Annotated in this window: 14 protein-coding genes; 9 read left to right on the top strand and 5 right to left on the bottom strand. The window is 64.8% G+C overall.

The annotated features are described in order from the left end of the window. Both QZ213_RS16320 and QZ213_RS16325 read right to left on the bottom strand, forming a co-directional pair. Nucleotides 1-203 (bottom strand): ATP phosphoribosyltransferase regulatory subunit (locus tag QZ213_RS16320; RefSeq protein WP_291687124.1); only part of this gene is annotated, 203 nt, incomplete at its 3' end. 178 nt (nt 204-381) lie between these two features. Then, complete coding sequence (locus tag QZ213_RS16325) at nt 382-1,461, bottom strand: branched-chain amino acid aminotransferase (protein ID WP_291687137.1); 1,080 nt, start codon at nt 1,459-1,461, stop codon at nt 382-384. 284 nt (nt 1,462-1,745) lie between these two features. Between QZ213_RS16325 and QZ213_RS16330 the strand changes: the two genes are divergently transcribed. From QZ213_RS16330 to QZ213_RS16345, 4 genes are read left to right on the top strand one after another with little or no spacing between them, the layout of a single operon-like run. Next, nucleotides 1,746-1,874: a hypothetical protein gene (locus QZ213_RS16330; protein ID WP_291687125.1), complete on the top strand. Its 129-nt coding sequence runs from the start codon at nt 1,746-1,748 to the stop codon at nt 1,872-1,874. A gap of 23 nt (nt 1,875-1,897) precedes the next feature. Continuing rightward, nucleotides 1,898-2,458, top strand: coding sequence for a MarR family transcriptional regulator (locus QZ213_RS16335; protein ID WP_291687126.1), 561 nt, complete (start codon nt 1,898-1,900; stop codon nt 2,456-2,458). Next, nucleotides 2,455-3,177 (top strand): response regulator transcription factor, encoded by a 723-nt coding sequence (locus QZ213_RS16340; protein WP_291687127.1) that lies wholly within the window; start codon nt 2,455-2,457, stop codon nt 3,175-3,177. Before QZ213_RS16335 ends, QZ213_RS16340 begins: the two co-directional genes overlap by 4 nt. Nucleotides 3,178-3,195: 18 nt before the next feature. After that, nucleotides 3,196-4,584, top strand: coding sequence for an ATP-binding protein (locus tag QZ213_RS16345; protein ID WP_291687128.1), 1,389 nt, complete (start codon nt 3,196-3,198; stop codon nt 4,582-4,584). Nucleotides 4,585-4,669: 85 nt separating this feature from the next. Here QZ213_RS16345 and QZ213_RS16350 read toward each other — a convergent pair whose 3' ends face one another. After that, the gene (locus QZ213_RS16350; RefSeq protein ID WP_291687129.1) at nt 4,670-5,203 is read right to left on the bottom strand and encodes a DUF3617 family protein; all 534 of its coding nucleotides are present in this window, start codon (nt 5,201-5,203) and stop codon (nt 4,670-4,672) included. Between the two features lie 48 nt (nt 5,204-5,251). Beyond that, nucleotides 5,252-5,542 carry a hypothetical protein gene (locus QZ213_RS16355; protein ID WP_291687130.1) on the bottom strand — a complete coding sequence of 97 codons (291 nt, stop codon included), beginning with the start codon at nt 5,540-5,542 and terminating at the stop codon, nt 5,252-5,254. 164 nt (nt 5,543-5,706) lie between these two features. Here QZ213_RS16355 and QZ213_RS16360 point away from each other — a divergent pair, with 164 nt between their 5' ends. From QZ213_RS16360 to QZ213_RS16375, 4 genes are all read left to right on the top strand, one after another. Continuing rightward, the gene (locus tag QZ213_RS16360) at nt 5,707-6,177 is read left to right on the top strand and encodes a hypothetical protein (protein ID WP_291687131.1); all 471 of its coding nucleotides are present in this window, start codon (nt 5,707-5,709) and stop codon (nt 6,175-6,177) included. Between the two features lie 161 nt (nt 6,178-6,338). After that, the gene (locus QZ213_RS16365) at nt 6,339-7,028 is read left to right on the top strand and encodes a ribonuclease T2 (protein ID WP_291687132.1); all 690 of its coding nucleotides are present in this window, start codon (nt 6,339-6,341) and stop codon (nt 7,026-7,028) included. Between the two features lie 206 nt (nt 7,029-7,234). After that, on the top strand, nt 7,235-8,095 hold the full coding sequence (gene rlmJ / locus QZ213_RS16370; protein ID WP_291687133.1) for a 23S rRNA (adenine(2030)-N(6))-methyltransferase RlmJ: 861 nt from the start codon (nt 7,235-7,237) through the stop codon (nt 8,093-8,095). 295 nt (nt 8,096-8,390) lie between these two features. Beyond that, a complete protein-coding gene (locus QZ213_RS16375; protein WP_291687134.1) occupies nt 8,391-8,606 on the top strand; it encodes a cold-shock protein in 216 nt (71 codons plus the stop codon). Nucleotides 8,607-8,714: 108 nt separating this feature from the next. Here QZ213_RS16375 and QZ213_RS16380 read toward each other — a convergent pair whose 3' ends face one another. Then, the gene (locus QZ213_RS16380) at nt 8,715-9,338 is read right to left on the bottom strand and encodes an outer membrane protein (RefSeq protein WP_291687135.1); all 624 of its coding nucleotides are present in this window, start codon (nt 9,336-9,338) and stop codon (nt 8,715-8,717) included. A gap of 241 nt (nt 9,339-9,579) precedes the next feature. Between QZ213_RS16380 and uvrC the strand changes: the two genes are divergently transcribed. Next, a partial coding sequence (gene uvrC / locus QZ213_RS16385) for an excinuclease ABC subunit UvrC (protein ID WP_291687136.1) occupies nt 9,580-11,568 on the top strand: 1,989 nt, incomplete at its 3' end.

Here is an 11,568-nt window from a genome sequence, read left to right on the forward strand (position 1 = left end):
TCCTGGTCCGGCAGGAACTTGCCCAGCGCGTCGGTGTACTCCATCGCCGGGGTTTCCACCGGCTCGAAGCCGTAGCGCTCATAGACTTCGCGGATTTTTTCCACCATCGCGCGCGTGGCATTGATCGCGGCGGGGCCGCGATCCTCCAGCCCGCGCGGCAGGCGGGCTCTCAGCTTTTGGGGTTTTTTCGGTTTCTCGGCCATGGCCGGCGTTGGTACCAGCCGGGGCGCGATGCGGCAACCTCGGCTTACTTCCCTTCTCCCCTTGTGGGAGAAGGTGGCGCCTCACGAAGTGAGGCGTCGGATGAGGGGTCTGCATCCGCGGAGAGAACCCCTCACCCGCCTTCGCTTCGCACCCTCTCCCACAAGGGGAGAGGGGAAGTCACAGCACCTTTCTGATCCAGTTGTGCGGGTCGGGCGCGCGGCCGTACTGGATGTCGACCAGCTTCTTGCGCAGCCCCATGGCGACGGGACCGGCGGCGCCGCCGCTGATGAGAAAATCACCGCTCGCGGAACACACCTTGCCGATCGGCGAGATGACGGCCGCCGTGCCGCAGGCGAAGGCCTCCTTCAGCTTTCCGGTGGCGGCATCGCTGCGCCACTGGTCGATCGTGTAGGCCTCCTCGCGCACACGCACGCCGGAATCCCGGGTGAGCGCGATGATCGAATCGCGGGTGATGCCCGGCAGGATCGTGCCGAGCGGCGGCGTCGAGAGCGAACCGTCGTCGAACACGAAGAAGACGTTCATGCCGCCGAGTTCCTCGATGTAGCGGCGCTCGACCGCGTCGAGGAAGACCACCTGATCACAGCCGTGATCGATGGCCTCGGCCTGCGCGCGCAGGGACGCTGCGTAATTGCCGCCGCATTTGACCGCGCCGGTGCCGCCGATCGCGGCGCGCGTGTAGTTCTCCGACACCCAGATCGACACCGGCGCAGGTCCGCCCTTGAAATAGGAGCCGACCGGCGAGGCGATGACGGCGAAGATGTATTCCGCTGATGGTTTCACGCCGAGGAAGACCTCGCTCGCGATCATGAAGGGCCGCAAATAGAGACTGCCCTCGCCGCCCGGGATCCAGGCGCGGTCGAGGCGCACGAGCTGCTCGACCGCTTCGATGAACACAGGCTCGGGCAGCGGCGCCATGGCCATGCGCTCAGCCGAATTGTGGAAGCGCCGCGCATTTGCGTCGGGGCGGAACAGGTTCACGCCGCCGTCGTCGCGCTTGTAGGCCTTGAGGCCTTCGAAAATCTCCTGCGCGTAGTGCAGAACGGCTGCGGCGGGATCGAGCGGGAAATTCGCGCGGGTCTCGACGCGCGCGCCATGCCAGCCCTTCGCGTGATTGTAGCGGACCACAGACATGTGATCGGTGAAGATCCGGCCGAAGCCCGGGTCCACGAGCCTCGCCGCGCGCTCCTTCTCAGGAGTCGGATGGGTCGCAGGCTGGATTTCGAATTTCAAGCTCATTCCCTTGCCCTTGCTTTCCGCTGTCGGAGCCGGCGCGATGTCTGGCGCCGGCCTGTCGCTCCGGGCCGGCTGGCCCGATTTCGACGAGATGACGTCATCGATCTTGTCCAACGAAACTGCCATGGGCCCTCTCCCGGATTGACGCGGATCGCGCGCCTCGCGCCCGCGGCGCTGTTGGTTACGTCCGGCCCTCAACCCGTGACCGCCTTGCGGCCGGTCTCCCGCAGGCGTGTCCCCTGAGGACATGCTTTTGTGGAAGGCAGAAGTCCAGTATGTTTGCCGAAATGCCGCTCGACAATCGCACGGTAGTCAAATTCGCGGCCCTGGCCGCCACCTCAGGCTTTTCAGGCCGCTTTGAAACATCAAAGCCGACGAGACGACTTAATGTTTCGTTGCGGCTGATCGTTTTGTAACATTGAACCCAAGATACGTCAATATGGCTGACATAAATTTCTCGCACATCTCGCCCGACCCTGATTCGCGGGCATCCGAAGGGCGGTCCCCTGCTCCCAGGGCCGGGGATTTGCGCTGGGACATCATCGAGTTGCTGTTTTTCGCCTACCGGGATTTCGTCGGCGACGCCGACCATGAGCTGGAGGTGTTCGGGTTTGGCCGGGCGCATCACCGGGTGCTGCATTTCGTCCACCGCTATCCCGGCCTGAAGGTCGCCGATCTGCTGGACGTGCTGCGCATCACCAAGCAGTCGCTGGGACGGGTGCTCAAGCAACTGCTCGATGAAGGCTATATCGTGCAGAAGACCGGCAATAACGACCGGCGGCAACGCCTCCTTTTCGCCACCGCAAAGGGCGAGGCGCTGGTGGCGAAGCTCGCCGGCCTGCAGACCGATCGCATCAACCGCGCGCTCGGGAATATCACACCTGACGGCGCCGACACGGTCCGCCAGTTCCTGCGCGCGATGATCGATCACGACGATCCCGACAAGGTGCTGGAGACGATCCTCAAGCCCGGCGCCGCAACCGCAAAGGACCAGGCGTGATCCAGGCTGCGACCATCACGCGAACCCCGCCGAAACCGGCCGACGACGCGCCGCATCTGCTATTGGTCGACGACGACCGCCGCATCCGCGATCTGTTGTCGCGCTTTCTCTGCGGCGAAGGCTATCGCGTCACCACCGCGATGAGCGCCAGCGACGCCCGCGCCAAGCTGAACGGCCTGCATTTCGATCTGTTGATCCTCGACGTCATGATGCCCGGCGAAACCGGGTTCGATCTCGCCCGCTTCATCCGCACCTCGTCGTCGGTACCGATCATCATGCTGACCGCGCGCCATGAAGCGGAAGCCCGCATCGAGGGCCTGCAGATCGGCGCCGACGATTATGTCGCCAAACCCTTCGAGCCGCGCGAACTGGTGCTGCGGATCGGCAATATCCTCAAGCGCACTGCGCCGCCGCCGGCGCAAACGCTGGAGCAGGTCGCGTTCGGGCCCTACGTCTATCATCTGGAGCGCGGCGAACTGCGGCAGGGCGACGAACCCGTCCACCTTACCGATCGCGAACGCGAGATGCTGCGCATTCTGGCGGTGGCGCCCGGCGAAACCGTGCCGCGGAGCGCGCTCACCGGCAACGGCACCGTCAACGAGCGCGCGGTGGACGTGCAGATCAACCGTCTCAGGCGCAAGATCGAACGCGATCCCGCCAACCCGCTGTTCCTTCAGGCGGTGCGCGGCATCGGCTATCGCCTGGTCGCCTCGCCTTGAGCCATTCGAGATGATCAGATGAGCACGCTCGACACCGGCATCACCCTGATCCGCAGCGCCGCCGGCCGCGTTTCCGCGGCCAACAGCTGGATGGGCAACGCGTTCAAGGGCTGGATGCCGACCGGGCTGTACGCCCGCGCGCTCTTGATCATGATCGTGCCGATGGTGGTGCTGCAGTCGGTGGTGACGTTCGTCTTCATGGAGCGGCACTGGAACACGGTCACCCGGCATCTGTCGGCCGCGGTGGTGCAGGACATCGCCAGCCTGATCGACGTCTACCACACCTATCCGCAGGACAAGGACCGCGCGCAATTGCGCCGCATCGCCCAGCAGCGGCTGCAGCTGGTGGTGGATTTCCTGCCGGTCGGCGACATGCCGCCGCCCGGGCCGAAGCCGTTCTTCTCGCTGCTCGACCAGACGCTTTCGGTGGAACTCGGCCGCAAGATCGGCAAGCCGTTCTGGATCGATACGGTCGGCCGCTCCAACCAGGTGGAAATCCGCATCCAGCTCGAGGACGCGGTGATGCGCATCTTCGCGCTGCGCAGTGCGGCCTACGCCTCGAATTCGGAGATCTTCATCTTCTGGATGCTGGGCACCTCGTCGATCCTGCTGATCGTCTCGGTATTGTTCCTGCGCAACCAGATCAGACCGATCCTGCGACTGGCGGACGCTGCCGAAAGCTTCGGCAAGGGCCGCGAGGCGCCGAACTTCCGGCCCCGCGGCGCGCGCGAGGTGCGCCGGGCGGCGCATGCCTTCCTCGAGATGAAAGCGCGCATCGAGCGCTCAATCGAGCAGCGCACCGCGATGCTGGCCGGCGTCAGCCACGATCTGCGCACTATCCTGACCCGCTTCAAGCTGGAGCTGGAATTGATCGGCGACAGCCCCGAGGTAGACGGCATGCGCAAGGACGTCGACGAAATGTCCGGCATGCTGGAGGACTATCTCGCTTTCGCGCGCGGCGACTCCGGCGAGCACGCACAGCCGACCGACATGGCCGCGGCGCTCGAGGAATTGCGCAGCGACGCCGAGCGCAACGGCCACACCGCCACCGTGGCGTTCCGCGGCCTGCCGGTGGTGACGGTGAAGCCGGCTTCCTTCAAACGCTGCCTCGCCAATCTCGTCTCCAACGCCGCCCGGCACGCGAACGCGATTTCGATCACCGGCCACCGCGATCACCGCTATTTGACCGTGACGGTCGACGACGACGGACCCGGGATTCCACCTGGAATGCGCGAGGAAGTGTTCAAGCCGTTCCTGCGGCTCGACGACGCCCGCAACCAGGACGAGGGCGGCACGGGCCTCGGCCTCGCCATCGCCCGCGACATCGCGCGCTCGCACGGCGGCGACATCACGCTCGGCGACAGCCCGATGGGCGGCCTGCGCGCCACGGTGCGGATCCCGGTGTGAGAGTTATTCAGGAAGTCACGGTAGCGCGGATGGAGCGCAGCGCAATCCTGGCTACGAAGCCTTGCGGGGCGAGGTGCTCAGGACATCACTTCGGCATCAGACCCTTGAGCTTTTCGGCGTCCTTGACGTTCATCTTGAACCCGCCGGGCATCACGATGTCGCCGGGCTTCTGATCGGGCTTGCAGGCACCGAGCCACTTCGCCTCGATCGTCGTCGTGGCGTCGTGCGGGGTGCCGGCCGGGCCGCGCTCGCTGTGCGAGGTGGTCTTGACGGTATAGGCGGAATTGAAATCGCCCGTGACCTCCGAATGCGACGTCATCGACATGCCGGCGACGCTGCAAACGGAATCGGTGACGTAACCGGTCGCGGTCTTCTGGATATCGTTCTTGGAACAGACCTCTTTCGACATCGGCGAGGCCGCGGCGGTCATCGCCTTGTCGGTATTCTCGTCGGTGCAATGCTGCATCGTCATTTCAGGCAGCGGCGACCCGGTCCTGACCATCTTCAGTTCCCACAGGCCCGCCTTGCGCACCGGCATTTCCACCGCACGCGCATCAGGCGCCGCCAGCAAGGCGAGCAGGCCGGTCCCCAGAGCCAATGAAAGAAGCCGTCGCGTCATGCTCCCCCACTCCCGGTTGGTCGGTTCCGTTGGTTGCGATGCCGTGGCTCAGTAGCGGGTGACCAGCGGGCGGTCGTCGGCGCCATACGGCACCCAGCGGCAGGCAAAGGAGATATACCCGCCATATTGGGCATCCACCGCCAGGAATTTCACCACCTTGCCGTAGGACGCGCAGTGATTGACCGCGAGCTGGCGGACATCCATCTGCGAGGCCATGGGAAAGGCGATGATGCCGCCGGTATCGTTGCCCCTGAACGCCGGCACATAATCGGCGCGCGCCGGTGCGCACGCCAGCATCCCGCAAACGGCAACCAGGCTCGCAGCCCCCATCATTCGCATCGCAGACTCCATTTGGCTCGGCGATACCTTAGAGCGCATCGCAGGCCATGAAAAGAACGGCCGTCCGTTCGCGGTGGACTTATCGGCAGGTGTTGCCGCGTTGCACTTGACCTCATGCGGGCTTCGCGGCACCGTCCGGCCCTGGTTATTCCGGCGGATTGCCCATGCTCGACCTCTTCGCATCGTTGAAAAAAGCCGGCCTTGGCGCCGCACTCGGCGTCCTGTTCGGCATATCGCTGCCTGGCCAGACGGCCCAGGCGGCCAATCCGCTGGAACTGAACTTCGGGCTGTTCGGTCCCAGCTACGAGGGGCGGGTCGCCCCGTGCGAGAGCGCGCTGGGAACCATCACCAACCAGTTCTGGGAAAAAGAAAGCACCTTCTGGAATTCCGACCTGCGGATCACCGCCTATGGCGAGATTCGCGAAACCGCGTTCCGGCCCTGGCAGTCGGACAACATCCCGCGCCGCTACTGCAGCGCCGAGGCCATGCTGAGCGACGGCAAGATCCGCACCGTGCACTATTCGATCATCGAGGATGGCGGTTTTGCCGGTTTCGGCCAGGGCGTCGAATGGTGCGTGGTCGGGCTCGACCGCGACTGGGCCTATAATCCCCGCTGCAAGGCCGCGAGACCCTGATTTTTGCCTGATTTCCGGCGCTGGTTCGCTGCCGATCTCCCGCCTGAGACGCGCGCCTAAGGCCTGCCTAAGACTTGGGCTCGCGACAGCTTCCTATTTTGTTCTTGAAATGTTCCAATCTGCTGCTACGTTTCCGGCGTGTTGGGAATGGGAGCGTAGCGATGTTGCATTTTCGATTGGCCTGGATTTCGCGGTTGTTGATCTCGCTGGGGCTGCTGGTTTTGGCGGCAGGGACGGCGCCGGCACAGGATCGCCGGCAAAATGCCCCCGGCGAATTCGATTTCTACGTGCTGTCGCTGTCGTGGTCGCCCTCCTTCTGCGAGGAGGCCGCCGAGCGCGGCAATGAAGGGCGTTCGCAGGCCCAGTGCGGCGGACGGCCGTTTTCCTTCGTGGTCCACGGCCTGTGGCCGCAATATGAGCGCGGCTTCCCGGACTATTGCCAGCGGCCGTCGCCCCGGCTCGATCGCAATATCATGGCGTCAATGCTGGATCTGATGCCGGCGCCCGGGCTGATTTTCAGCGAATGGGACAAGCACGGCACCTGTTCCGGACTTCCCGCGCGGGCCTATTTCGAAACCATCCGCAAGGCCCGCGCGGTGGTGAAAATCCCGCCGGAATATCTCGAACTGGCTGAGCAGAAGACGGTGGCGCCCGCCGAGATCGAGGACGCCTTCGTCAAGGCCAATCCGGGCCTGAGTACATCGGCGATATCGGTGACCTGTAACCGGACCCGGCTCAGCGAGGTGCGGATCTGCATGAGCAAGGACCTCCAATTCCGCGCCTGCGAGGAAATCGACCGCCGCGCCTGCCGGCGCGACGAGGTGGTGATGCCGCCGATGCGGGGCGGCTGATTCCAGGACAGCGTCTTTCCGGGATGGTGCGGCACCAGACCTCAGATGCGCGATTGCGCATCGGGGAATCTCGAGATTCTCGGACGTGCAATTGCACATCATAGTTCGATGCGGAGCCCGTGATCGGGCCGCGCCTTGCGCGGACCCGGGCATCGCCCCGGAACGACGAGCGTTACTTTCGTCGCCTGATGTCGTAACCCTCCGCCATGAACTACCGTCACGCCTTCCATGCCGGCGGCTTTGCCGATGTCATCAAGCACATCGTGCTGGTGCGCATCCTGATTTATCTGCAGGAGAAGCCGGCGGCGCTGCGCGTCATCGACAGCCATGCCGGCGCGGGGCTGTATGATCTGACCGGCGAGGAAGCGAGCCGCGGCGGCGAATGGCTGACCGGCATCGCGCGGATCATGCAGGCGCGGTTCTCGGAAACAACGCTGCCGCTGCTCAAACCCTATCTCGATATCGTCAGGGCCTTCAATCCGGACCGCGATCTCACGGCCTATCCAGGGTCGCCCCTGATCGCACGCGCGCTGCTGCGGCCGCAGGACCGCCTGACCGCCTGCGAAGTCGAGCCCAAGGCGCGCAAGCGCCTGATCGACGCGCTGCGCCGCGACACCCAGGCCCGCGTGGTCGATCTCGACGGCTGGACGGCATTGCCGGCCTTCGTGCCGCCGAAGGAGCGCCGCGGCCTGGTGCTGATCGACCCGCCCTACGAGCAGAAGGACGAATTCGAGCGGCTGGCCGAAGGCTTCGCGGAGGCCTACGCGAAATGGCCGACCGGCAGCTATTTGCTGTGGTATCCGGTGAAGAGCCGCCGCGCCACCGACACCCTCGCCCGCCATGTCGCCGAGGCGGTGGGCGCGAGCAAGCCCCCCGGAAAGGCCCTGCGCCTGGAGTTCAGCGTCGCGCCGCAGAGCGCCGACTCGGCACTCGCCTCCGCGGGTCTGTTGATCGTCAATCCGCCGTGGACGCTGCTCGGCGAGTTGAAGGCGATCCTGCCCGAACTGGAAAAACCGCTCGGGCAGGGCGGCGCCGGCCGATTCAGGCTCGAGACGCCGAAACCCTAAAGCCGGTCCGCTGCTACCCGGCCGGCCCGCGTTTCCGGATACAGGGAAAAGTCCGATTTGCACCGTAGGCAATTTGCCGGGAACCGTATTATGCTCCGTCTCATTGGGATCGGCTTTACGTCCCGCTTTCCGCGAATGGGAGCGGCGGAGTGACAAGGCCTCGAAAACATTTTGAAGACGGATCGGCGTTGAGAGCCTAATCCGGACGGGTGGCCAAGCCTTCCGACAGCGAATGTCCGGTCGGGCCGATGCGCGGGCGCGCAGCGGCGAAAGCAGTGCGGGGAGGAGTTTCCCGATGGCCATGACTGGTACGGTCAAGTTCTTCAACGGAGAACGTGGCTACGGCTTCATCAAACCCGATGATGGCGGCCGCGATGTGTTCGTCCACATCACCGCCGTGGAGCGGGCGGGATTGAAGGATCTGACCGAAGGACAGCGTATCGCTTTCGAGGTCGAGCCGGACAAGAAGGGCAAGGGCCCCAAGGCGGTCAACCTGGTGATTTCGTCCTGAAAGCCCCACCCGAGAGGCGGCTGGATCGAACGGGTCGCGCGCGGGCACAAAAAAATCCCGGCCGCGAGCGGCGGCCGGGAGTCGCGACAGGAACGTTTCTTGGTTCTATCAGAAGTGATAGTTCACGCCGGCGCGCACCGTTCCGAACCGGTAACCGTTCGACGCGCCGGTGATGGTGAAGTTGCTGTTGGAAAGATCGACATAGAGATATTCGATCTTGGCGCTCCAGTTCTGGGCAAAGCCGAATTCGGCGCCGACGCCCGCGGTCCAGCCGAAATTGGTGTGGGTTTCCGACAGGCCGAAGGTCTCGCCGCGCAATTCGCCGAACGCCAGACCCGCGGTGCCGTAGAACAGGATGTTGCTGAAGGCATAGCCGCCACGGCCGCGCACGGTGCCGAACCAGGGATTGGAAAACTTCCAGGGCGCGAATGTATCGTCGGCGCCGGTCGCCTGGATGTCGCCCTCGACGCCGAACACCCACGGACCGGTCTGCCAGTTGTAGCCGGCCTGGACGCCGCCCTCGACACCCGACGGCTTGGTCGGATTGTTGTCGACCGTGCCCCAGCTGTAGCCGAGATTGCCGCCGAGATAGGGGCCGGCCCAGCTATAGGCATTGAGCGGCTGATTGACGGTGTAGGGAGCGCGCGATCCGTAAGGCAAGTCGGCGGCCTGCGCCGACACCGTCCAAACCGCGGCGATCGACGCCACCGCGCGCAAAACGATCCTGCTCATGTTACTCTCCAACGCTACGGCCGTGACCGCTGGTTCGCTCGCCTGACGCATGGTGCGAGCGAGCCCACATGGTTACGGAACTCCACTTTCTATCGATAAGATTTATCGAGACTTTTAAGTTAAAGGGTTGTTAAGGGCGGTTACCGCCCGCTCAGCATTCTTAAGAAAGTGTTACGCGATCCCGCGGGACACCGGCCCGCGGCGGCTGGCGATGCCCGGCGGCGACGCTTAAATTCAGGCCATGGATCACGATTCTAGCGACGACCCGAAAGCACCGGCCCCGCGGAAGGCGCGGCCCGGTTCCGAACCGGCCGCCCGGGACGGGGACCTGCCGCCGCAGGATGCCTCCGCGGCGGATCTCGACCCCGCGACGGCCACCGCCGACGAGGACGACGAGGTGCTGCTGCCGGAGGTTTCCGAAGAGGCCTTTGCGGAGGAGACCGACGGGAGCGTGGCGGAAGGCCCGCTCGCGGTCGGCCACGCCGCGATCGAACACGCAGTAAGGCTCGCCCCGACCTCGCCGGGCGTCTACCGCATGCTGAACGCGGCCAGCGACGTGCTGTATGTCGGCAAGGCGAAAAACGTCCGCAAGCGGCTGTCCTCCTATGCGCGCGTCAACGCGCCGCAGCCTGCCCGCATCCTGCGCATGATCGCGGCCACCGTCTCGGTCGAGATCGTATCGACCTCGACCGAAACCGAGGCGCTGCTGCTGGAAGCCAATCTGATCAAGCAGTTGCGGCCGCGCTTCAACGTGCAACTGCGCGACGACAAGTCATTTCCCTATATTCTGATCACTGGCGACCATTGGGCGCCGCAGATCCTCAAGCACCGCGGCGCGCAGACCCGGCCCGGGCAGTATTTCGGACCGTTCGCGTCCGCGGGCGCCGTCAACCGCACCATCACGGCGCTGCAGCGCGCCTTTTTGGTGCGTTCCTGCACCGACGCGTTTTTCGAAAGCCGCACCCGGCCCTGCCTGCTCTACCAGATCCGCCGCTGCTCGGGGCCGTGCACCGGCGAGATCGATTTTCCCGGCTATACCGAGCTCGTTCGCGAGGCCAAGGAATTTCTCTCCGGCCGCAGCCGGCTCGTCAAGCGGGAGCTGGCGGCCGAGATGGAAAAGGCCTCCGGCGAACTCGAGTTCGAAACCGCCGCACTCTACCGCGACCGACTCGCCGCGCTGTCGGCGATCCAGTCGCAGCAGGGCATCAATCCGCGCACCGTGGAGGAAGCCGACGTGTTCGCCATCCATCAGGAAGGCGGCTATTCCTGCGTCGAGGTGTTCTTCTTCCGCACCGGACAGAACTGGGGCAATCGCGCCTATTTTCCGCGCGCGGAGAAATCCTTCACCCCGGAAGAGGTGTTGGCCTCGTTCCTGGCGCAGTTCTATGACGACAAGCCGCCCCCAAAACTCATTTTGCTGTCGCACGTCATCGAGGAAAGCGAGCTGCTGGCCGACGCGCTCTCCATCAAGGCCGGCTTCAAGGTGGAAGTCTCGACGCCCCGGCGCGGCGAAAAGAAGGAATTGATCACCCACGCGCTGACCAACGCGCGCGAGGCGCTCGGGCGCAAGCTCGCCGATACCGCAACGCAAGGAAGGCTGCTGGCCGGGCTCGTCACCACGCTCGGGCTGCCGCATCCGCCGAAGCGGATCGAGGTCTACGACAACAGCCACATCCAGGGCACCAACGCGGTCGGCGCCATGATCGTGGCGGGGCCGGACGGCTTCATCAAGAATCAGTACCGCAAGTTCAACATCAAGTCCGAAGGCCTGACGCCGGGCGACGACTATGCGATGATGCGCGAGGTGCTGCAGCGGCGCTTCAAGCGGCTGTTGACGCCTCCGGCGGACGGCGATGCCGCCAAGCCCAAGGACGATGATTCGTTCCCGCAATGGCCCGACCTCGTCGTCATCGACGGCGGCCGCGGCCAGCTCAACGCCGTCCGTGAAATCTTCGAGGGGCTCGGATTGACGGAGGTTACGCTGCTGGCGGTGGCCAAGGGGCCGGACCGCGACGCCGGCCGCGAAACCCTGTTCATGCCGGGCAAGGAGGCGATCAAGCTGGAGCCGCGCGACCCCGTGCTGTATTTCATCCAAAGGCTGCGCGACGAAGCGCATCGCTTCGTGATCGGCTCGCACCGCAAGCTGCGCAAAAAGGACATCCGCGAGGCGGGCCTGCAGGAAATCCCCGGCATCGGCCCGTCACGGAAACGTGCCTTGCTGCATCATTTC

Origin of the sequence: Bradyrhizobium sp. (assembly GCF_017881085.1) — a bacterium.
Classification (GTDB): domain Bacteria; phylum Pseudomonadota; class Alphaproteobacteria; order Rhizobiales; family Xanthobacteraceae; genus Bradyrhizobium.

Bases quoted from the DNA above. Each gene is read 5' to 3' on its own strand.
- QZ213_RS16325 (WP_291687137.1), bottom strand. From the start codon at position 1,461: ATGAGCTTGAAATTCGAAATCCAGCCTGCGACCCATCCGACTCCTGAG.
- QZ213_RS16330 (WP_291687125.1), top strand. From the start codon at position 1,746: ATGCCGCTCGACAATCGCACGGTAGTCAAATTCGCGGCCCTGGCCGCC.
- QZ213_RS16335 (WP_291687126.1), top strand. From the start codon at position 1,898: ATGGCTGACATAAATTTCTCGCACATCTCGCCCGACCCTGATTCGCGG.
- QZ213_RS16345 (WP_291687128.1), top strand. From the start codon at position 3,196: ATGAGCACGCTCGACACCGGCATCACCCTGATCCGCAGCGCCGCCGGC.
- QZ213_RS16350 (WP_291687129.1), bottom strand. From the start codon at position 5,203: ATGACGCGACGGCTTCTTTCATTGGCTCTGGGGACCGGCCTGCTCGCC.
- QZ213_RS16355 (WP_291687130.1), bottom strand. From the start codon at position 5,542: ATGCGAATGATGGGGGCTGCGAGCCTGGTTGCCGTTTGCGGGATGCTG.
- QZ213_RS16360 (WP_291687131.1), top strand. From the start codon at position 5,707: ATGCTCGACCTCTTCGCATCGTTGAAAAAAGCCGGCCTTGGCGCCGCA.
- QZ213_RS16365 (WP_291687132.1), top strand. From the start codon at position 6,339: ATGTTGCATTTTCGATTGGCCTGGATTTCGCGGTTGTTGATCTCGCTG.
- rlmJ (WP_291687133.1), top strand. From the start codon at position 7,235: ATGAACTACCGTCACGCCTTCCATGCCGGCGGCTTTGCCGATGTCATC.
- QZ213_RS16375 (WP_291687134.1), top strand. From the start codon at position 8,391: ATGGCCATGACTGGTACGGTCAAGTTCTTCAACGGAGAACGTGGCTAC.
- QZ213_RS16380 (WP_291687135.1), bottom strand. From the start codon at position 9,338: ATGAGCAGGATCGTTTTGCGCGCGGTGGCGTCGATCGCCGCGGTTTGG.